The organism is Methanobacterium alcaliphilum, assembly GCF_023227715.1.
Lineage (GTDB): Archaea > Methanobacteriota > Methanobacteria > Methanobacteriales > Methanobacteriaceae > Methanobacterium_E > Methanobacterium_E alcaliphilum.
In genome coordinates this window covers 63,908-83,437 of sequence record NZ_JALKIF010000006.1, presented here as the reverse complement: position 1 = coordinate 83,437, position 19,530 = coordinate 63,908, and the positions used below count along the sequence as shown (strand labels likewise).

21 protein-coding genes are annotated in these 19,530 nt (G+C 32.6%); 4 read left to right on the top strand and 17 right to left on the bottom strand.

Going from position 1 to position 19,530, the window contains the following annotated elements; all coding sequences use genetic code 11:
* Positions 1–326: 326 nt before the first annotated feature.
* The 17 genes from MXE27_RS05935 to MXE27_RS05855 all read right to left on the bottom strand — a co-directional run bounded on the left by MXE27_RS05935 (position 327) and on the right by MXE27_RS05855 (position 15,131).
* Positions 327–980 (bottom strand): ECF transporter S component, encoded by a 654-nt coding sequence (locus MXE27_RS05935; protein WP_248611483.1) that lies wholly within the window; start codon positions 978–980, stop codon positions 327–329.
* Between the two features lie 297 nt (positions 981–1,277).
* Positions 1,278–1,670 (bottom strand): hypothetical protein, encoded by a 393-nt coding sequence (locus MXE27_RS05930; RefSeq protein ID WP_248611482.1) that lies wholly within the window; start codon positions 1,668–1,670, stop codon positions 1,278–1,280.
* A 485-nt stretch (positions 1,671–2,155) separates the two neighbouring features.
* Positions 2,156–3,301 (bottom strand): bifunctional phosphopantothenoylcysteine decarboxylase/phosphopantothenate--cysteine ligase CoaBC, encoded by a 1,146-nt coding sequence (coaBC, locus tag MXE27_RS05925; protein WP_248611481.1) that lies wholly within the window; start codon positions 3,299–3,301, stop codon positions 2,156–2,158.
* Between the two features lie 29 nt (positions 3,302–3,330).
* Entirely contained in the window at positions 3,331–3,828 is a 498-nt protein-coding gene (locus MXE27_RS05920; protein WP_248611480.1) for a KH domain-containing protein, read from the bottom strand.
* Between the two features lie 324 nt (positions 3,829–4,152).
* A complete protein-coding gene (locus MXE27_RS05915; protein ID WP_248611479.1) occupies positions 4,153–4,722 on the bottom strand; it encodes a PsbP-related protein in 570 nt (189 codons plus the stop codon).
* Positions 4,723–4,875: 153 nt separating this feature from the next.
* The gene (locus MXE27_RS05910; RefSeq protein ID WP_248611478.1) at positions 4,876–5,412 is read right to left on the bottom strand and encodes a PsbP-related protein; all 537 of its coding nucleotides are present in this window, start codon (positions 5,410–5,412) and stop codon (positions 4,876–4,878) included.
* 90 nt (positions 5,413–5,502) lie between these two features.
* Positions 5,503–6,177 (bottom strand): hypothetical protein, encoded by a 675-nt coding sequence (locus MXE27_RS05905; RefSeq protein ID WP_248611477.1) that lies wholly within the window; start codon positions 6,175–6,177, stop codon positions 5,503–5,505.
* Between the two features lie 283 nt (positions 6,178–6,460).
* Positions 6,461–7,291: a prephenate dehydratase gene (pheA, locus tag MXE27_RS05900; RefSeq protein ID WP_248611476.1), complete on the bottom strand. Its 831-nt coding sequence runs from the start codon at positions 7,289–7,291 to the stop codon at positions 6,461–6,463.
* A 125-nt stretch (positions 7,292–7,416) separates the two neighbouring features.
* Positions 7,417–8,679 (bottom strand): RNA ligase, encoded by a 1,263-nt coding sequence (locus MXE27_RS05895; RefSeq protein ID WP_248611475.1) that lies wholly within the window; start codon positions 8,677–8,679, stop codon positions 7,417–7,419.
* Between the two features lie 38 nt (positions 8,680–8,717).
* Positions 8,718–9,542: a CBS domain-containing protein gene (locus MXE27_RS05890; protein WP_248611474.1), complete on the bottom strand. Its 825-nt coding sequence runs from the start codon at positions 9,540–9,542 to the stop codon at positions 8,718–8,720.
* A gap of 99 nt (positions 9,543–9,641) precedes the next feature.
* Positions 9,642–10,481, bottom strand: a complete 840-nt coding sequence (locus MXE27_RS05885) for a CBS domain-containing protein (RefSeq protein ID WP_248611473.1) — start codon at positions 10,479–10,481, stop codon at positions 9,642–9,644.
* Positions 10,482–10,509: 28 nt separating this feature from the next.
* Entirely contained in the window at positions 10,510–11,460 is a 951-nt protein-coding gene (locus tag MXE27_RS05880) for a CBS domain-containing protein (RefSeq protein WP_248611472.1), read from the bottom strand.
* Between the two features lie 249 nt (positions 11,461–11,709).
* Positions 11,710–12,516 carry a CBS domain-containing protein gene (locus MXE27_RS05875; RefSeq protein ID WP_248611543.1) on the bottom strand — a complete coding sequence of 269 codons (807 nt, stop codon included), beginning with the start codon at positions 12,514–12,516 and terminating at the stop codon, positions 11,710–11,712.
* 7 nt (positions 12,517–12,523) lie between these two features.
* Complete coding sequence (locus MXE27_RS05870; protein WP_248611471.1) at positions 12,524–13,087, bottom strand: CBS domain-containing protein; 564 nt, start codon at positions 13,085–13,087, stop codon at positions 12,524–12,526.
* A 12-nt stretch (positions 13,088–13,099) separates the two neighbouring features.
* Complete coding sequence (locus tag MXE27_RS05865; RefSeq protein ID WP_248611470.1) at positions 13,100–13,801, bottom strand: 7-carboxy-7-deazaguanine synthase QueE; 702 nt, start codon at positions 13,799–13,801, stop codon at positions 13,100–13,102.
* Positions 13,802–13,906: 105 nt separating this feature from the next.
* Positions 13,907–14,386 carry a 6-carboxytetrahydropterin synthase gene (locus MXE27_RS05860; protein WP_248611469.1) on the bottom strand — a complete coding sequence of 160 codons (480 nt, stop codon included), beginning with the start codon at positions 14,384–14,386 and terminating at the stop codon, positions 13,907–13,909.
* A 163-nt stretch (positions 14,387–14,549) separates the two neighbouring features.
* Complete coding sequence (locus MXE27_RS05855; protein ID WP_248611468.1) at positions 14,550–15,131, bottom strand: DUF366 family protein; 582 nt, start codon at positions 15,129–15,131, stop codon at positions 14,550–14,552.
* Between the two features lie 568 nt (positions 15,132–15,699).
* Here MXE27_RS05855 and MXE27_RS05850 point away from each other — a divergent pair.
* The 4 genes from MXE27_RS05850 (at position 15,700) to MXE27_RS05835 (ending at position 19,524) form a co-directional block, all read left to right on the top strand.
* Positions 15,700–16,734 (top strand): DNA polymerase subunit beta, encoded by a 1,035-nt coding sequence (locus MXE27_RS05850; RefSeq protein WP_282730993.1) that lies wholly within the window; start codon positions 15,700–15,702, stop codon positions 16,732–16,734.
* A 202-nt stretch (positions 16,735–16,936) separates the two neighbouring features.
* Positions 16,937–18,220, top strand: a complete 1,284-nt coding sequence (locus MXE27_RS05845; RefSeq protein ID WP_248611467.1) for a homoserine dehydrogenase — start codon at positions 16,937–16,939, stop codon at positions 18,218–18,220.
* A 65-nt stretch (positions 18,221–18,285) separates the two neighbouring features.
* Positions 18,286–19,095 carry a CRISPR-associated protein Cas4 gene (locus tag MXE27_RS05840; protein WP_248611466.1) on the top strand — a complete coding sequence of 270 codons (810 nt, stop codon included), beginning with the start codon at positions 18,286–18,288 and terminating at the stop codon, positions 19,093–19,095.
* Between the two features lie 153 nt (positions 19,096–19,248).
* Complete coding sequence (locus MXE27_RS05835; RefSeq protein WP_248611465.1) at positions 19,249–19,524, top strand: hypothetical protein; 276 nt, start codon at positions 19,249–19,251, stop codon at positions 19,522–19,524.
* The last annotated feature ends 6 nt before the right edge of the window (positions 19,525–19,530 follow it).

The window sequence follows — 19,530 nt, the reverse complement described above, 5'->3', positions numbered from 1 at the left end:
AATAAAAATTCTAGTGTCGTATTATTATTTTTTACTTTTTCCCTGTTTTAATATCTTCATGGCCGTCCAAATAAGTGCCGATTTTCAGTTTTAACAGGTCATACTATAGCAGCACACACCTCAGTCAATAGCTCTTCGATATGTGAAGCCAAATTTGTACCATCGAGAAACTTTGTGGGTCACCAGCCATATAATTTCATTTTACAATAGATCCCTTATTCGCAGGATCTTTTCAAACAAATCGATTTTCTAAAATTTTATTGTTTATTTATTTAAAATCCGTTTTTTAAATAAAAATGAAGAAAATGATTTATATCTTTGATTTATTAAAGCTGTTTATCACCATGATTCGCGGTTATATTTTTTTCAACGTTCATAGAAAAGATAAATTTGTTTTTAACCCGGGAAAATATTTTTTTAAATAGTCCATACAGTAAGACTAATAAAATGGCATTGATGGTTCCATGCAATAAATCAAAAGGTGCGCTTGCAATAAAAACGCCTATTATTGAATTTAAATTAACTGTGCTGAGGAAGGGTAACATGGAGATATCAGTAATCCACCCATATGCAAAGCCCCATATAAATCCAAAACTGGCCCTTAAATATACATTTTCAAGTTTTGAACTGAAAAGTCCTGCCGTGAAACCCATTAGACCCCAACCTATCATTTGAAAGACCGACCAAAATCCAAAGCCTAAAAACAAACTCATGACAAAAACAGTTAGAACTCCTGTAATAAACCCGGTTTCTCGTCCGAAAATTATTCCAGCCATAATTATTACAAATGAAGCGGCTTGGACTCCTGGAACAGCAGCTGTTGGTAGCATACCCATAACACAAACTGCTACCAATAATGCAACAAGTACTAAGTACTCCACATTGGGTTTTGAATTCTCAAAAATTTTTAAAAATCCCAATATAAGGCCAATAATCATGCCAATAAATAATATCCAAGCAGTTAAAGTTATACCATCCACTTTTTACACCTCTTGCAACTTTTACACCTTCACCTATATGAAAATTAATTTAGAATAATAAATAATTTTCCATTTTACTTTAAATTAAATAAAGTAAAATTGATATAGTAGATTGTGCAAAACCAGACATGCTTACATAAACACCATAGATTCATGTTCCTCCATAATTAACTCTATGGTGCATTGGGGGATCTATAATTTATAGATCCCTAATTAAATCCGAAAATAAATTTAAAACAAAAAATAGTTTAAAAATATATTAAAAGTTTACTGAAGTTTGGTGAAATTATTCCAGTTTTATTCTATAAGTTCTCTTCCAGCCATAGCAATTTCATGATAATCAAATGGAATTTGGCCAATTGTTTTATGACAATCATTTAATGTCATTTTTTGTAATTCTTTAGGATTAATCCCAGTTTTTTGGCGCATACCCAACAAATAATATTTAAAATCTGAGCCCAATGTAGCTCGTATCCTGTAACCTCTACCAATTGCACCTAACTCTTCTTTGTTCAAATCTTCAGTGACATCTTCTATTTTTTTCATTAATCTAGAATTAGGGTGCTTAAACGAGCCCATTTCTAAACCATCTATTACAGATATAGGTACATCCAGCTCTTTTGCCAATTCATGGGGAGTTTCATTTCTATATTTTCGGTATCCCCATACCAAATCTTTTAACTCATACATGATTTATCTCCTACTTTTTATAAAATTATTATGAAAAAACTATTATAAATACTTAATTATAAAAAAGTAATACTAAAATTAGTTAAACTAATCATAGAATAATAAAGTTAAAAAACCCGCTTTAAACATCCCAAAATACAAACAAAGTATTATTTTCGAATATTAAAAATCAAATTATTTTTTAGAATTTTCATGAAAAATGAAAGTTTTATATTAGATGATGTAGATATATACTGAATTGCCCATACATCATCTAACATGTGGCCATAATTTCACCTCCAGGGAATTGCCTTTAATACCCATTACTACTCCCACAGATGGCAATGACCCTGGAAGGTGAAAAAAACCTCAATTCTATTTTTAAAAGATTTTATCATTAATACCTATTAAATCTATTGCTTTTTTATCGTTTTTATTAAAATAAATTATTAAAAAATAGTTTAATGCTGCATGAAAAAAAATTAAAATTCAATGAACACAACCCATTAAATCTTGGAAACTATTTTATCTAATAATATTTTAGCGATCTCTTTTTTAGATCTGAGCGATATTTTTTCAATATCCTCATCAACTAATATTACCTGATTATCATCAGATTCGAATCCAGCCCCATTTTTGGAGACATCATTGGCCACAACTAAATCAGTTCCACACTTATGCATCTGCTCTTCAGCTAATTTAATAATATCCTCATCCGATACATCATACTCCGCCTTGAATCCCACTAAAAAGATATTCGGATTGATATTTTTTATTTGATCAATTATTTTTGGAGTTCTTTTTAAATTCAAATTTAAATCTTGAGAAGAAGATATTTTATGAGATTCAACTTTATGGGGAGTGAAATCGGATACTGCTGCTGCAGAAATAAAAACGTCAAAATCTTTAACCATTTTTAAGATAGTTTCATTCATTTGATAGGTAGAACTCAAATTTATAGTTTTTATGGATTCTGGTACTTCTACTATCATTTCACCGGCCAATAACGTAACATCAGCACCTTGAATAAAAGCTTCTTTAGCTATTTCCAGACCCATTTTACCAGAACTGCGGTTAGTAATTCCCCTTATAGGATCTATAGCTTCATAAGTTCCTCCAGCACTGATGAGTACTTTTTTACCTGAAAAATTACATTCTGAAATTTCTCGGAGTACATTGAGAACAATATCATCCATATAAGGAAATTTTGCTTTGCCTTCATCTAAACGCGGTAGGATAAATTTTATTCCTTCATCTTCCAACTTGTGAATATTTTCCTCAACAGCTTTATACATAGAATCATGCATTGATGGAACCATGATGATTGGAGTTTCATGGCCAAACGCAGTAATCAATAAAGAATTAATAGGATTATCCGATATTTTATAGGCAAATTTGCTAATTACATTGGCAGTGGCCGGTGCAACCAGTATTAAATCAGATTGAGCATATTTAACATGTTCAATTTTTCCAGTAAGATCCAAGACAATATCACGTCCCGTTGCAAATTCCATTGCATAGGGATGAATAATATGACAAGCATCATCACTCATAAAACATTTAACACTAAATCCCTGTCTTTTTAATTCACGAGCTAATTTAACAGATTCAATTGCTGCCACACTTCCAGTAACACATAAAACGATTTCCATAGATTATTCCCCATCTGTTTAAATGGTAATTAACGATCATCTACCACAATTTGGGCTTCCTCACCAGTTAAAGTTTTAATAATGCTTTTTAACATGTCTAATTTAGCAGGTATTCTTCGAGCATCGTCTTTCATAACCCGAATTTTATATTTTTCTTGGCCATCAGTCCCGTAAACTATATTTATTCCAGAAATTCGAGCAGGTGCAAGCATATCCGTGGCTACTGATTTCAAATCTGAATTTTCTCCTACAACCCGAACCTTTTTTCCAATTTCTTTAGATATGGCCCTTACTATTTTTCCGCCCTTACCTATTAATTTTCCTACCTGATCCTTTTCAGTAACAATGATGACCACATCATCCACAACTATGGTCTTTTTAAATCCTATTTTACCATCACCTAGATTGTAAAGTATTTTTGCAATGTCTAACTCTACTTGGGTTACTTCACCACTCTCGAGCTTGTTTTCACATCCTTGACATAAAATACCACTTTTTAAACAGACATCGCATATAGGTAACACCATTCTCATTCCTCCTTTTCTTTTGTGATAAATAAATATGATTATCGCGAGAATTTACGTTTTAGGTCAGTAAATATAATTTAATTAATTAAGGCCACAAAATAATGAAAATATAAAAACATTGAAAACTGCGTTTATGCGTTTATTGAACACTCGTACGCGTTATTAAAATAAAAAACATCCTTATAAGCAGTTAATATAAATGTCTTCCAATAAGTGACCAATGAATATAATTCTATTGAAATTCTGAGAATATAAACTTATACATTAATGTAAAAAAATCCAATATAAATTCAAAAATAAAAATAAAAAAAGAAAATAAAAAGATTATTCAACCTGGAATGAATAGGTTATCAGGTCAAAATTAGTTTGTTGACTATTAAAGTCCTCTGGAAGAGTTCCACAAAGAATCACATATATTTGGCCATCTTTTTCAAGCCATGTAGCTCTTTCTTGTTTCACAACCCCACCTACTTCTACTTTATGAATATTTTCATATGCAGTGACACCATCTATTGTCAGAGTACGCTGTGAAACCAATTCATATCCAGTCATATTTGCATATCCTGCATAAGTAGCATCATAAGTTTGTTTTAGTGTTTGGCCAGACGGTAAAGCAATAGTTTGAATTACAGCCAATGTATCAATATTACCACTGGAATCCTGACTATCGGGATCGCCTACAATAGCGATTGTATTTGGTGTAGTGCTTGTTAGATTACTTATCCATGACTCAGGATATTTAAAAGTAATATTATCTTGAGAGTATGTTTTCGCGGGAATATCAGGAACCACATTTGTTCCATTGGATGTTTGGTTTGTGTCCCCTGAATCAACACAACCCGAAGCAAATATCACCGCAACCATTAAGACAATTATAGGTAGATATTTTTTCATTTTTAACCTCCTTATCCGTAATATTAATTATATTAAGAAAATTGAATATATTTTTCTATTTAATCTCCATTCAATAATAAAAATTAAATAGTTATTAATATAGCAGGCCAAAATGAGTAAATTCCTTGAAAAAATAAAAATAAAAAAAGAAAATTAACCAGTGATTTTGAAACTATCTATAATCAAGTCAAAATTCTGTTTTTCGTCTTCAAATTGGTTTGAAAGAGCACTACATAAAATAACATATACATAATCCCCACTTTCAATCCATATTGCCCTTTGAGTTTTTTGCACACCATTATCATACATGGTGTAAACATTATCCATTGCTTCAAAACTACCCACAGTTAGATTGCTCTCTGAAACCCGCTGGTAACTCGAATTATCGAATAAAGATGCATAATTTTGTTGAAACATCTTATCAAAGGTACCATTAACTTCTCTTTTCTGAATAGAAACCACTGTTTCGGCAAAACCTGTTTGAGCATTAACTGACCCTGGATCTGCCACTGCCACAATAGTATCATTAGCTCTGGAATTAGCCACTACCCATGTACCAGGATAAGAAAAAGAAACATTATTCTGGGCAATGGTTTTTGTTTGATTGGTTTTTTCATCAGAACTGGAAGTGCATCCCGAAGCGAAAATTACTAGAGAAATAATCAACACTACTAAAAAGTACTTTTTCATGACTTCTACCCCTGTAATAAATTTAAAAATAAAATTAAATAAGGAATGCGTCTAATTTAACATATAAACTAGGTTATTCCCTTAAGCAGATTACTGATCACCAGTAGTTGATTCATCCTTTTCATTGTTTTCCTTTTTACTGTTGTCATCTGTCTTTTCTTTTTTATTTGTATCGTCTTTATTAGTATTATCTGTTTTTTCCTTGTTATTGGTATCAGAATCGGTTTCAGTTTTCTCATCATCAGATTCTTTTTGATTGTTATCGCTGCTAGTAGTATTGGTTAAAATAGTAGCATTGTTAACTAGTGGAAATGCCGTATCATTTACAATAACTGGGCTTTGTCCAGTATCAACAGGTGAATTTAAAAGGTAAACCCCGAAGCCAGTCCCTACAAAAAAAGCAATAGCTAAAAATACCATAGCTAAAATACTATACTTAGAATATCCTTTCTGATCTTTGGCTCGTGTTTTTAGAGGAATTGGTTTTCTGACAAATTTATTTACTAATTCTTCCTCTTCTTGTTTATCTTTTTCAACTTTGCCCTTGGTAACCCAATGGTCCAAAGATTTTTCATTTGTGCCCCGGCCTTGCATTTGCCTGATTCTATTGGCAGCATTTAAAGTCTCTAATTCTTGAGCGTATTCACTTTTTAATGACTGGTATTTACGTTTAGAAATTTTACCTTCTTCAAAATCGGATTCCAGCTCTGCGAGACTTTTCAAGAGTTTATTTTTATCTTGGCTAATCTTGATCATCTCCTTCATAGGATATGAAACTATAATTTTTTATATGTAATTTTATCTTTTTAACATCAAAAAAAAATGATGTGTGATTTAATAAAAGTGATATTATCTATTACAAAATAATGATTGTTATTCAAACATTATAAATGAATTGATTATTTTGATATATACAGAATAAGTAGAATAAATACTTTGCATATGAAAAGTCAAAAAAACACGAATCACACCAATTAAAACCCGAGTACTTTTTATCTATTTTCAGAAAGAAAAGGGGATAAAACTAAAAATTTCGCTTATCCGAATTCTAAATTGGATATGAACCTAATATCTTCAAAAAAGGAGTTCTATGGTTAATCTTATCCAGAATTTTTTCAACATTTCCTTCCAACCTATGGCCTTCAAAGTCTATGAAGAAAATGTATTTACCTAAACCTTTTTTTGAAGGTCGGGATTCTATTTTAGTTAAGTTGATTTTTTCACTGGCAAAAAGACCTAGAATTTCATATAACCCTCCGGGACAGTCTTCAGAAAGAGTGAATGCAATGGATGTTTTATCATTGCCTGTTAATGGATGGTCCTTTTTGGCCAATACAATGAACCGAGTAACATTATTTTCAAAGTCGTGAATATCTGATAAAATAATTTCTAAGTCATACAGTTCTGCTGCTCGTTTAGTCCCAATTGCCGCAGCTTTATTTTTTCCTTTTATAAATTTAGCTGCTGCAGCCGTGCTGGATGTGGAATGTGTTCTTAAACCTAAATTTTCCAGAAAAATTCTGCACTGAGCTAATGGTTGGGCATGTGAATAAACAGAATCAAGTTGATCTAAAGTTACACCTTTGTTTACCAGCAAATTGTGACTTATGGGAAGAACAATTTCCTGTTCTATTTTAATATCATAATCTTGGGCCAATAAGTCCAAAGTAACACCTACAGGACCTTCTATAGAATTTTCAATAGGAACCACTCCTTTTACAACTTCTCCAGATTTTACTACTTCTAAAACTTCAATAATAGAATCAAAAGCTAATAAATGACTATCTAAAAGGGAAGCTGCTTCTTCAGTGAAGGTTCCTGCTGGACCAAAGTAAGCAATTGTAAAGTTAGAATCATGCTTTGAATTTTTTTCTTTCATCTTTCACCATTAGAAAATATTTTTTAATATCAAAAAATAGTATTTAATCCCATCCAATTATAAATTTATCTAAAATGATATTGCAATAATTTAAAATAAAATAATTATCCAAAAGGAGAAAAGAATTAATATAATCCCCCATTGAGATAATTAGTAACCTTATCCGTAGTTGCCTGATGATTTCTTCGAATTAAAGCTTTCCCATCATTATACTCAATAAGCATAGCAGAAACTCCTAATTGATTTAGATGTCTTAAAAATTCTTCTGCTTCCGCCTTAGTTTCAACATCAATTATTGCATCTTCCACAGCAGGTTTACCCTGAGCAATTTGTTGAATTATTTCCATCATTGGATAAATAATAGATTCACCCATTCTTTGAGCTCTTTGGCGAAGTTCTTCTTCTGATTCATTCATTTCATAAGCCTGAAATCCTTCTCTAATCACCCGACTAAAAAAGAAAGCCCTGCCAAAATCAAATGGAAATGTGAAAGCATATTTTATCTCACGGTCATGTGCCTGGGAAGCTGTATATTTTAGTGGATAAATCTCCATGTCAGGATGTTTCATCACTACACCCTCTCTTTCTTCTAAACCAATCTGAATAATAATATCTCTAATTTTTTCAACTGCATCTTCAGCTGGGAAAATGCCAAAAAGGCGTACTGGAGGAAGACCATATTCTTTTAAAAGTTCTCTTTTCTCTTTAACAGTTAATGGATCATTGGTGAGTTTACGTCTAATATCGAACACACGGAATCCTAATTTACCTACTTCCGGATAGTCATGTGAAACATATGGATTATCAATACCTACCATTTCTCCACATAAAACAAGTTCAGGATTATCTTTAAAGAATGTTGACAAATCCATTAATTCCTGGGCTTTTTTGGTGGTGAATGGACATATATATCCCCCCCTGGTAAGAGCAACAATCTTGGAGAATTCATCCTGTTTTGAAGATGTGAGTGAATCTACCTCCATTGAATAGTTTATACAGGCGATTCTCACATTGTATCCATTCAATTTCTCTTCAACAGCTATTTCATCGCCAAAATGTTTTCCTAACGTGGGAGATAGCATTAAAGTTCTTCGTATTTTTGGAAACCCACGAATAACTTCAATATTTTTTGATAAAAATACAACTGTACCGGATTCAATATGTCCTACATCTTTCTTAAATTGAAGTGTAGGGATATCCATAGACTTATAAAATTTAATATTTCCTTTTTTAATGGATTTTTCTAAATTTTCAGATTTTATACCCAGTATTTTTTGAACCTTTTTTTCTAAAAAATCTTCTGATATAATATGAGAACTTAATTCACATTCAGGACAAATATAAAAAAAATTAATAAGGGAGTTTTTTCTTCTCCAGTCCACTTCCATTTTTGAATGGCACTCGGGACAGTTAATTTTAGGAAAAATTAGCTAACCCCCTCCATTTCAACAATAAGGTCTATTAAATCGGTTTTAGTTATAAGACCCACTATTTTATTTTCTTCATCGACTACTGGATATCCGCTGCATCCTTGGTCTAACATGGTTTTAGCTACTTCTGCAATATTTGTTTCGGCAGATAATGATTTGATACCCTGTGTCATAACATCTTCTACCAGAATGTTTCTTATTCTGGCGGCTTTATGTTTATCTGGAACTAATTTTCTAAAAGATATCATGGAGTTAGCAATATCTTTCGCAGTCAATAAACCTGCCATTTCCTCATCTTCCATTACCATTAACCGCCCAACTTTAGCATCTATTAATAATCTTCTAGCATGGACAATCCGATCATGAGGCGCAACAGTGATAAGTTCCGTGCTCATGGAATCGGTTACAGCCTGATTTTCATATGCTTTACCTTGGCAAGTGTCAATGAAATCAGATTTGGTGACAATACCCACCATTTCGCCATCATCCATTACTGGCATTCCACCAATATTGTTTTCCAGCATCAAATTAGCTGCTTCTCCAATATTTGTTTCCATATCAACAGTTATAATGTCATTGCTCATAACAGTGGATACATGGAAATGTGAAGGGGCTAAATTTCCGTATTTAGAAGATCCTAGTTTTTTTGCAATGTCTTTTTCAGTTATCATCCCTACAAGTTCTTTTACATGGTCGTTGTTGGTATTAATCACTGCGAGGCGAGATATTTTATTTTTTTTCATGACTCTTAATGCATCACACACATTTTGATCTTTATCTATTGATACAACATCGCCTGACATTATACTTTTTACTCGCATTTAAATCCCCTGATTTAATTTATATCTATCTAAATTTTTTTTATGGAATATGAAATAGGGAGGATTAATGTTTCGCGTTTTAACCCTCTTTTTAACGATTTATTGGATCCCTTTAATTATATCCGTTTTAGTTATTATCCCCACTAATGCATTGTCTTCTACAATTGGAATTCCACTAATATCTTTATCCAGCATTATTTGCGCAGCTTCAGATGCATTGTCTTCTGGAGAAAGTGTAACTAAATCTTCAGTCATGATATCCCCAGCAGTAACCATTGAAACCATACGAACATTTCTTTTGCCCTCACCTTCAACTGGCCGGATAAAATCTATTTTTTCCACATTCACTCCAGTTTCAGGATCTTCTACATCTGCAAATGAAATATTTCCAGAAGTAATTATGCCAACAGGAGTATTATCTCTGATCACTACTGTCCTGCCGATGTTTTTTTCTTCCATTATACTAATTACATGATTTATGGCGTGGTTTTCATTTACAGTTATCACTTCTGATGTCATTAAATCTGAAACTTTCCATTTTGAATTGAATTTGTTTTCATAGATTTTTATCAGGTCTGTTTTAGTTATTATTCCAGTTAAGCCATCTTGATCAATCACTGGAAGGGAACTAATGTCTTTTTTTAACATTAATTCAACTGCTTCTTTTATATTATTACCTGGAGAAATTGTGATTAGATTAGAGTTCATAACCCTTCTGATTGCGATTTTATCTATGGGTCTTCTTCTCCAAGCAGCGCCATTTCCTTTTAATCTATGAGTGATGTCTCTTTCAGTTACGATCCCAACAGGATCGCCCTCCAGATTAACAACTATAATTCGGCTAAATCCGTGTTTAAGCATTAAGTTTCGGGCGTATGCTACCTGTTCTGTATCCTGTATCACCACAACCTCGTCACTCATAGCATCTTTTATTTTCATTAAATCACCTGATTTATCAATTCATGGATTAGTCATTCATTGTTTTTATGGCTTTTAACATGTCACTTTCAGTTATTATTCCTAATAATTCACCATCTTTGACAACAGGCATTCCACCGATTCCTTTGTTTTCCATAACTTCACAGACCGCACCTAAACGACTATTAGGGGCCGTAGTTACTACTTCATTTTCCATTATTTCGGTTATTTTGTTATCCAAAATCTCTGCGGCACTATTAGAAGTCATATTATTAAATGCTTTACTTTGGCCTAAAAATTCTAGGATATCTGTTGCAGTTACAATACCCACTAATTTTTCATTTTCAGGATGAGGAGTTCTTCTTTCTTCACCTACAACTGGAATTCGCCTCAATTTGTTTCTGACCATTATTTTAGAAGCGCCTTCTATAGGGGTCCCAGGTGTGGTGGTGATGACATCAGTACTCATGAAATCTTCTACAAGTTCATCAGTCAGTACCCCTGCCATTAGTAGAGCAAAATCTCGCTCAGAAACAATACCCGTAATTTTTTCGTCTGCGTTTATTACAGGTAACGCCCCTACTCCGTTTTTAAGCATTATTTCAACTGCGTCGTTAACTGAATCCTTGTTACTCAAATGGTATACATCCCTAGCCATTATTTTTTTCACAGATTCATTTATTGCCGCTAAAAAATTGTCCTGATATTTTTCTTCCAGAATTTTGAATTTATCTCCACCTCCTAAGAAGTCCAGGATATCCATAGAGGTCACAATTCCTAAAAGTTTTCCTGTACCAGGGTTGGTAATAGGAAGTCTTCTAAATTTGTTTTTGACCATTATATCTGCCGCTTCCTTAATGGTTGCAGTTTGTGGTATGGTAACCACTTCTTTTTTAGCGATGCTCATTACATCGCCTTCGTGTTCAAAGGATCTACTTTCAAATTCTATGGGCCCACGGTCCATAGACTTTACTATGTTTATGGTGTCTTTTCTTCTCATTCATACACCTCTCTAGGAGATATGCTTACACTATGTAACTGAATGAAATTCAAACTAAAAATAAAAGTCTTTAAAAAGTTTTTTTGGTCTGAATGACCACAAATTCCCTTAATAATGTAGTTAATAACTATCATAATTTTTTTCATATTAAGGTTAAATTGAATTTTAGTTATAATTGAGAGTTTTTTTAGATTTTCTAGGGGTTTCCAGTTGATTCAAGAATATGTGATATTTTTGAGTGTTGTGTTTTCAACTGATATAAGGCTTTAAAATATCTTCTCTTGAAACTATGCCTATCAATTCAGATTCTTTAGATTTATATGATTCTTTTTTCACATAAACTGGATTTTTAACAACGGGCAATCTACCAATATCCATGTGAACAATTAAATCCGCGGCTTCTTCAACTAGCATATCAGAAGTACCAACTATAGGTGGAGTTTGCATCACCTTTTCTACTGGAATAGATCGCTTTATTTCATCCGATTCTTTACCTATTCGAGTATGGCCAGAAGTAATTAGATCTTTTCGAGTTATAATGCCAATTAACTTTCCTTTTTTCATAACAGGAAGTCCTGAGAACCCGGATTGATCCATTTTATTCCATACTTGAGAAATAGGATCTCGATAGTCGCAATATACTACATTTTTTGTTTTTATTTCGCCCAAAGTCTTTTTATTAGGTTTAGCTCCATTTTCAATAAGACTTCGCAAAATATCTACAACACTTAAAATTCCCACCAGTTTCATTTTTTCGCTGGACTCCACCACAGGAGACTGTATCTCCTCGCTAGAAATAATTTTTTGAGCAGCATCCATCAAATCCATCTCTGGAGTTAAAAATAGTTTTGGATGTCCCATTATGCCTCTGGCTTCTATATTGGACTTTGTGGCGGAGATATTTAACATATCCCCTCTGGTAATTAAACCTTTTAAGTGGTCATTTTCGACCACAGGGATGCAGCGGAAGTCCTCTTCCCGGAATATAGATCGTACCCTGGTGGCATTGGTACTTATAGAAACAGTGACCGGGTTAGAGGTCATAACCTCTTCCACATTCAAATTATTCACCCTCTAAATCTTCTTTGCACTCCCCACATACATACTTGCCATCAATTTCATCTAAATAATCTTCAAAATTGCCACATACTTCACATGCCCCTGGAACGGGTCTCTCTCCAGTAGGATAACTTACCTGGTTTTCTTCAATACGAGCATTTTCAACAAGTATTTCTGTGAGTTCTGGTGAAACCGCCATAACATCAGTTGATGTTAAAATACCCACTAGCGCACCATCATTTACAACAGGTAGTCTCCGTATACTATTTTTTGCCATTAATCTAGCAGCTTCATTTAATTCACGCCCAGGATTTATACTTATAATGTTTTTAGTCATTACTTCGCCAATTGTAATTTCACTGGCCAAGATATCCTTGGAAACAACTTTTCGAATGATATCACTTTCAGTTATAACACCTTCAGGTTCAGAATTGCTTTTTACAATCAGACTACCTACTTTTATGTTAGTCATGAGCAAGGCTGCTTCTGCAACACTGATTTTAGGATCTACTGTTACCACATTTGATGTCATGGCATCGTGTACTGTCACTTTTGTTTCCATTTCCATCTATATAACCTCCTATCGAACATGTAGAAGTTTATGAACTTGAGGTATTGTTAATACTTCCAGTTGTTCTCCTGCTATTTCAGACATTTTAAATAATCTGGGAGAGTGCTGAATCCAATACTCCAGTGGACTGGCAGGTTGAATCACCATTGGGACTTTGGAAGGATCTGATATTTCTGATCGAATACTTTCAGCAATGAGGCCCAAAGAGTCCACTTTAGTAGAAGGCAACACAACTACTTTACAATATGTATTTACCCCTCTTGATATTAAAATGTTTATGACTTCCATCTCACGATCAAATAGATCATTTGCATATCCATTGGCAAAATGACCGGGTAACTTTATATCCACTGAGGCATGAGTTATAAGACCTGCAATTTTCTTAGCTTCCTTTGGTAATGATCCATTAGTCTCCAAAAGTGATTTAAATTGATTTTCTTTTAAAAATTTTTTTATAAAATTCGCTTGTAAAAGTGGTTCTCCTCCGGTAAAAGAAATAGAATGGAAATCAGGAGTCATGACACTTTGTATTTTTCTCAACAAGTCTTTAGAAGTAGTTTTATCACCGGCCGCAATATCTCTACTTTCAGGAGTATCACAGTACATGCAGTTTAAGTTGCATCCGGCAAATCTGACAAAAATTTGTCTTCTGCCAATGAGAAGACCTTCACCCTGAATGCTAGAAAAAATTTCCATAACCGGTGCGTTCATAATATTTATCCTTTTAATAAATAATACTCATTTCAATATTATCCTCTTTTACATATATTTTGGTTTTTAATATAATTAAATTTATTTATTTTTACCTGAGGACATTCAATGCCCCTTAGTATAAAAAGCACCCTGACCAATACCTTCATTTACACAAATCTGTACACTGGATATTTTAGCGCCTTTATCAATCAATTTATGAAAAATCTGTTCTGCAAAATATTCTGCCAGGTCTTCTGCAGAACTGGATTTTAAATCTAAAAGAAAACAATCTTCTCGAGGCAATTTATAATCTTTATCTGCGATAGTAAATTCCACAGCACCACCTATCGACTTAAATGTGATTAAATCATTTTCCAGGGGAATTAACACTTTATGATCCAGTTTAGCACATACTTCCCGCACTATTCCTTTAACTTCTTTAAAATCAGCCACAAAGCCAAATTTTCCACTGCGTTCGCCTTCCACTTCAACATCCACAATATACGAATGTCCGTGAATACAACCACATGAATCATGTTCCGGGATCATATGCGCTGCAGAAAATCTTAAATTAGCATGTATACCATTCATAACAATTTTCATTATAATAACCTTTTATTTACTTATTGGAAACTGAGTCCTCATACAATTAATCATTAACTTAAAATTTTTAAATCTTATAAATGATTTTGAGATTTATATATTATAGTTTATTACATTAGGAATAAATAATCCCTTTAACAAGTAAAAATAAAATAAAATAAATTTAATAAAAACTTCTTGTTTTAGTTATATCCTGTTCAATATCATTTATTTCATCAATATAATTCTTTGAAACATTATTTATCAGATTTACTATGTCTTTTTCGTTAAGTGATTCATTGCATTCAAAAAAACCTATGGTTTTTACATCATCCGGAGTACCTTCGCTGGTAATATTCATTCCCAAGTGGATTTTCATGCTGGTTGGTGATATGGTAGCTATAGAAACTGTGAGTTTTTTAGAATTAACAAATAAATCATCACCCCGCCTTTTACATTCAATGCCAAAAGACCTAAGTTCTTCTTTTAATAACATTACCAGTATTCTCTGACGGTGATAGCAGATTCTTATATCCGCCGGTTGACAATCAAAGTGTTCCACTATAAAATGTGCCATATTATCTGATTTTATTTCTAAACCTACATCTTCAACATCCACAATATTTTCAGCTTTAATTTCCATAGGACCCATCCAAGAGATAATACTGGAACCTTTTATACCATATTTATCCAAGGCCCATAGAGGTTGTATGGGACTGCCATCATAACATGATGTTTCCTTTAAATGTTGATGAATAATTTTCATAGTTCAACTCCGATTTCAATAATAATTTCATCTTTATCTTAGTATTCCATAGAAGTGATTGATTGTGCCATTTATGAATTGATTGATCCAGATATATAGCTTCAATATATCCACACATCCCAATCCGAATCAATCTATTTTGATTAATAGTCTTTAAGTCAATTTTAAGGATTCAAAACGTCTTTAAAAGTACTATGGCTCTTCAAAACGCACAATTTAATATTATTAAATGCTATAAGTCATTTTTCAATATCCACCCCATAGTCGAAGCATCCTATCAGAAATTACCTGGATGAAATAGATACTTTCAATAAAAAAACTCCCGTCCAATAGATGCTATCCCCAATAACCTTTATAAATTTTATTTACACCATTAATTATTCTTAACCTGCTTATTAAAAACAGCCACAGCAAATAATATTTCATCTTCAAGGTCTTTTTATTGTAGAGCCTGATATTCTATCTAAATACATTTGGGTGAATTCTTTTGGCTGCCAGATTATCCCCTATATTTGAGAGCACCATTATCTAATAATATTTAATAGTATCATATACCACTTAATAAATTATGAGAGCCCGACCCCGAGATTTCATATATACCAAGGATGATTTGTTTTTTGCCACCACATCATACCTGCATCCTGAAGACAGGATACTGGCCTTCTTACGTTATATTCCTGACGATGAAGGAGAACGATCCATAAACGGTCAAAAATATTCCAAAGTTGATTCAGAACAGGCTTACAATTTTCTTAAAGAAAATTATCCCCATTATTTATATGAATGCGATAATACCCGAGTGGAAATGATGGGAGTACCTTTAAATAAGATAAAAACTATTTTAAAGCCTAATGAAAGATTAAAAGAACTTAAAAAGGAAAATTCTGAAGATCCTTTGCTTCAAAAAGTTATTTTAGTGGCTGACACATTCCATGAAGAAGCAAGCATTCCCTATGATAGCATGGGGATTTCTGGATCAATTCTACCGGGTCTTTATGATCCAAAAAATTCAGATATTGATTTCGTTGTTTATGGACTATCCAATCATCGTTTAGCCATGCAAACTTTTGCTAAACTCAAAGATAATAACAAAAATGGAAATTTTTTTAGTATAGACGACGAATACTGGGAAAAAGTATATAACAAACGGATAAAGGATTCCACATTGAGCCTTGATGAATTTTGCTGGTATGAAAAAAGAAAAAACAATAGAGGAATAGTTAAAGGGACTCTTTTTGATATCCTAGCTACAAAAGAATGGAATGAAATTAAAGGAGTTTGGGGAGATACACGCTATGAACCTATGGGTTTTATAACTGTAGAATGCACAGTTTCCAATGCTCTTGCTGCATTTGATAACCCCGCGACATACGAAGTGGAAGACATTAAAATAATAGACGGTCCCCATGTTGAAATCAAGGAAATTGCATCATTTACCCATACTTATTCGGGGCAAGCATTAGAAGGTGAAAAAATAATATCTCGAGGGAAATTAGAAAAAGTCATTGGTTCCCAGGAAACTTATAGAGTGGTGGTAGGAACAACCAGAGAATCATTAAATGAGTTTATAAAACTAAAAAAATCCCCAACAACACCCTTATAAAAATAAAAATGAACTATTATAAAAATTAGATTACAGCTAAATGATTGGTTGAGAAATAGCAAAATATAAACAATTGTTATATTATATTAAATGGAATACAGGACATAACCAATCCGAAAGTATTAATATATTCTTATATCATAATACTAACAACTTTATTGTCATAATCATATTATCATAAAACCATATTTGGAGAATTTACATGGATAAAAGTACCATAAACATCGGCCTTATTGGCTTTGGAACTATAGGATCCGGTGTTGTAGAAATATTCAATCAAAACTCAGATTTAATAGAAAAAAAAACTGGAAAAAAAGTTAATCTAAAAAAAGTTGTAGATCTAGATATAACTACAGATCGGGGCGTTAAAATTGACCCATCACAACTATCTACAGATGTTAACGACATTTTAGAAGATCCAAGTATAGACATAGTTATTGAATTAATTGGAGGATATGAACCAGCACTTGGATTTATTTTAAAAGCTATTGAAAATAGGAAACATGTTGTTACTGCTAACAAAGCTCTTTTAGCAAAACACTGGAATGAAATAATGTCTGCTGCTGAGAAAAAAAATGTTAGAATTTCATTTGAAGCTAGTGTAGGTGGAGGTATTCCTCTGCTTCAACCCTTAAATGAATCATTAGCTGCAAACAAAATAGAAGCAATTTATGGTATAATAAATGGTACTGCAAATTATATTCTAACAAAAATGAGCAATGAAGGACTAAATTTTGAAGAGGTATTAAAAGAAGCTCAAATAAAAGGTTATGCGGAACAAGACCCAACATTTGACATAGAAGGACATGATACAGCGCAAAAATTGATTATTTTAACTATTTTAGGATTCGGGGCTTACGTAAAACAAGAAAAATTCCATGTAGAAGGAATTACCCATATAACGTCTGAAGACATCAAATTTGCTAAAGACAACCATTACGTTATCAAACTCCTCGGAATTTCCCAAATCATTGATGGAGAATTAGAAGTTAGAGTACATCCGACATTAATACCTAAAACCCATTTATTAGCCTCTGTAAATGACGTTTATAATGGAGTGTACTTGGTTGGGGATTTCCTTGGTCCGGCCATGATGTATGGGCAGGGCGCAGGTATGGAAGCCACCGCCAGCGCAGTTTTAGGAGATTGCATAGACATTATTAACAATCCATTGAAAAGAGTACCTTACGGGCCACAGAAAAGTCTGGTTAAATCCATTAAGAATATTGAAGATGTGACCTCGAAATATTATATTCGATTAACTGCTCTAGATCAAGCAGGAGTTCTACAAGCAGTTTCAGGAATTTTAAATGACTTTAATATTAGTATTGAATCCGTTCTCCAAAAGAAAACCAGCAACGGAGATAAAGTACCAATATACATGGTAACACATGAAGCTTCAGAAAAAAACATCCGCCAAGCCCTTACCATTATAAATCAGTTAGAAGTGGTTCAGAGCCCCAGTTTATTTATCCGAATTTTGTAGGGGTCAAACCCTATTTTTTTTAAAAAAATAGTAATAAAATAATAAAATATAATATGAGGTGTCTTATGACAATAAAAGTATCGTATATATCGGAGTATTTGTTCTGTCCACTGAAAATTTATTATAGATATCATCTAGATGAGAATGAAACAAGTATGAACAAATCTTTAATAAAGTTGCATTTGCATCAAGATTTCAATGAATTAATAAAAAATAATTTATGGTACGTAAAAAAAGGCATGGATTTAGTAGAAATAGAAAATATTCTTTCAAAAGATCTTAATCAAGTCATAGAAAAAAATTTAGAAATATTAAACATTGAAGAAGAGCCATCAGTCCAATTAAATCATCTAAAAAAATCAATGTACGAAAAATATGTCTTCGAATCACAGTTTATAGCATATAAAATAAAATTAATTGCAAATAATCTTCAAAAAGATGGTTCAGAACTAAATGAGATTTTATTTCCACCTCATATTCAAAGTTACAGCATATATGATCCCAGTTTAAGTCTTGCAGGAAATATAAAAAAAATTGAAATAGTTGATGGAAAATATTATCCTGTTGAGATTAAATTATCAAGCCCTCCACTGCGTGGGGTTTGGGATTCTGATGCTTTGAAAATTGCAGCATATTCTATCCTAATTGAGCAAGAATTTGATACAGAAGTTTTAGTTGGTTTCATAGAATATACTCATATAATGGAACGACGACCAGTAACCATTGATAGCGAATTACGAGAAGGATTGTTTAGTGTGCTGGATGATATCAGGGACATTGCTTATCATGGATCTGTTCCTGAAATAGAGATTAACATCAATAAATGTTCAAAATGCAAGTATTATGAACTGTGTCATGGCGAATATAATTCTTAAGGAAAACTATTTAATTTTTAATTACATTCTAATTGTTTGTCTTTAAAAGACAGAGTTCTAATCTATTAATGAATCACAAATAAAAATATGCAAATATGCTAAAATATAAATCATTAGGAAAGCATAATTAATTATTACCTTATAGGTGATAATATGAACCAAGATGAACTCCTGAAAAAATGTGAAGCAATGGATGATTCAAGTGTGATGGGTGCCTGCCAGGTAATGCTGCAGTTAATGGAAAAAAATAAAGTTGAAATAGAAGATGATCTACCTCAAACCTATTTAGAAATGGCAGAAAATCTGAAACCATCCGATGTATCAAAAGTACTTCAATTAGCTCTAAAAGTAAGGGAAAGTGGAGATATCAAAGATCCCGAACTAAAAAATGCAGCTAGTAGAATTATTCGAGCTATTGAAATGAGTTAAATATTT

Coding starts and splice junctions, on each gene's coding strand:
- MXE27_RS05930 (WP_248611482.1), bottom strand. CDS start 1,670: ATGTATGAGTTAAAAGATTTGGTATGGGGATACCGAAAATATAGAAAT.
- coaBC (WP_248611481.1), bottom strand. CDS start 3,301: ATGGAAATCGTTTTATGTGTTACTGGAAGTGTGGCAGCAATTGAATCT.
- MXE27_RS05920 (WP_248611480.1), bottom strand. CDS start 3,828: ATGGTGTTACCTATATGCGATGTCTGTTTAAAAAGTGGTATTTTATGT.
- MXE27_RS05915 (WP_248611479.1), bottom strand. CDS start 4,722: ATGAAAAAATATCTACCTATAATTGTCTTAATGGTTGCGGTGATATTT.
- MXE27_RS05910 (WP_248611478.1), bottom strand. CDS start 5,412: ATGAAAAAGTACTTTTTAGTAGTGTTGATTATTTCTCTAGTAATTTTC.
- MXE27_RS05905 (WP_248611477.1), bottom strand. CDS start 6,177: ATGAAGGAGATGATCAAGATTAGCCAAGATAAAAATAAACTCTTGAAA.
- pheA (WP_248611476.1), bottom strand. CDS start 7,291: ATGAAAGAAAAAAATTCAAAGCATGATTCTAACTTTACAATTGCTTAC.
- MXE27_RS05895 (WP_248611475.1), bottom strand. CDS start 8,679: ATGGAAGTGGACTGGAGAAGAAAAAACTCCCTTATTAATTTTTTTTAT.
- MXE27_RS05890 (WP_248611474.1), bottom strand. CDS start 9,542: ATGCGAGTAAAAAGTATAATGTCAGGCGATGTTGTATCAATAGATAAA.
- MXE27_RS05885 (WP_248611473.1), bottom strand. CDS start 10,481: ATGAAAATAAAAGATGCTATGAGTGACGAGGTTGTGGTGATACAGGAT.
- MXE27_RS05880 (WP_248611472.1), bottom strand. CDS start 11,460: ATGAGAAGAAAAGACACCATAAACATAGTAAAGTCTATGGACCGTGGG.
- MXE27_RS05870 (WP_248611471.1), bottom strand. CDS start 13,087: ATGGAAATGGAAACAAAAGTGACAGTACACGATGCCATGACATCAAAT.
- MXE27_RS05865 (WP_248611470.1), bottom strand. CDS start 13,801: ATGAACGCACCGGTTATGGAAATTTTTTCTAGCATTCAGGGTGAAGGT.
- MXE27_RS05860 (WP_248611469.1), bottom strand. CDS start 14,386: ATGAAAATTGTTATGAATGGTATACATGCTAATTTAAGATTTTCTGCA.
- MXE27_RS05855 (WP_248611468.1), bottom strand. CDS start 15,131: ATGAAAATTATTCATCAACATTTAAAGGAAACATCATGTTATGATGGC.
- MXE27_RS05850 (WP_282730993.1), top strand. CDS start 15,700: ATGAGAGCCCGACCCCGAGATTTCATATATACCAAGGATGATTTGTTT.
- MXE27_RS05845 (WP_248611467.1), top strand. CDS start 16,937: ATGGATAAAAGTACCATAAACATCGGCCTTATTGGCTTTGGAACTATA.
- MXE27_RS05840 (WP_248611466.1), top strand. CDS start 18,286: ATGACAATAAAAGTATCGTATATATCGGAGTATTTGTTCTGTCCACTG.
- MXE27_RS05835 (WP_248611465.1), top strand. CDS start 19,249: ATGAACCAAGATGAACTCCTGAAAAAATGTGAAGCAATGGATGATTCA.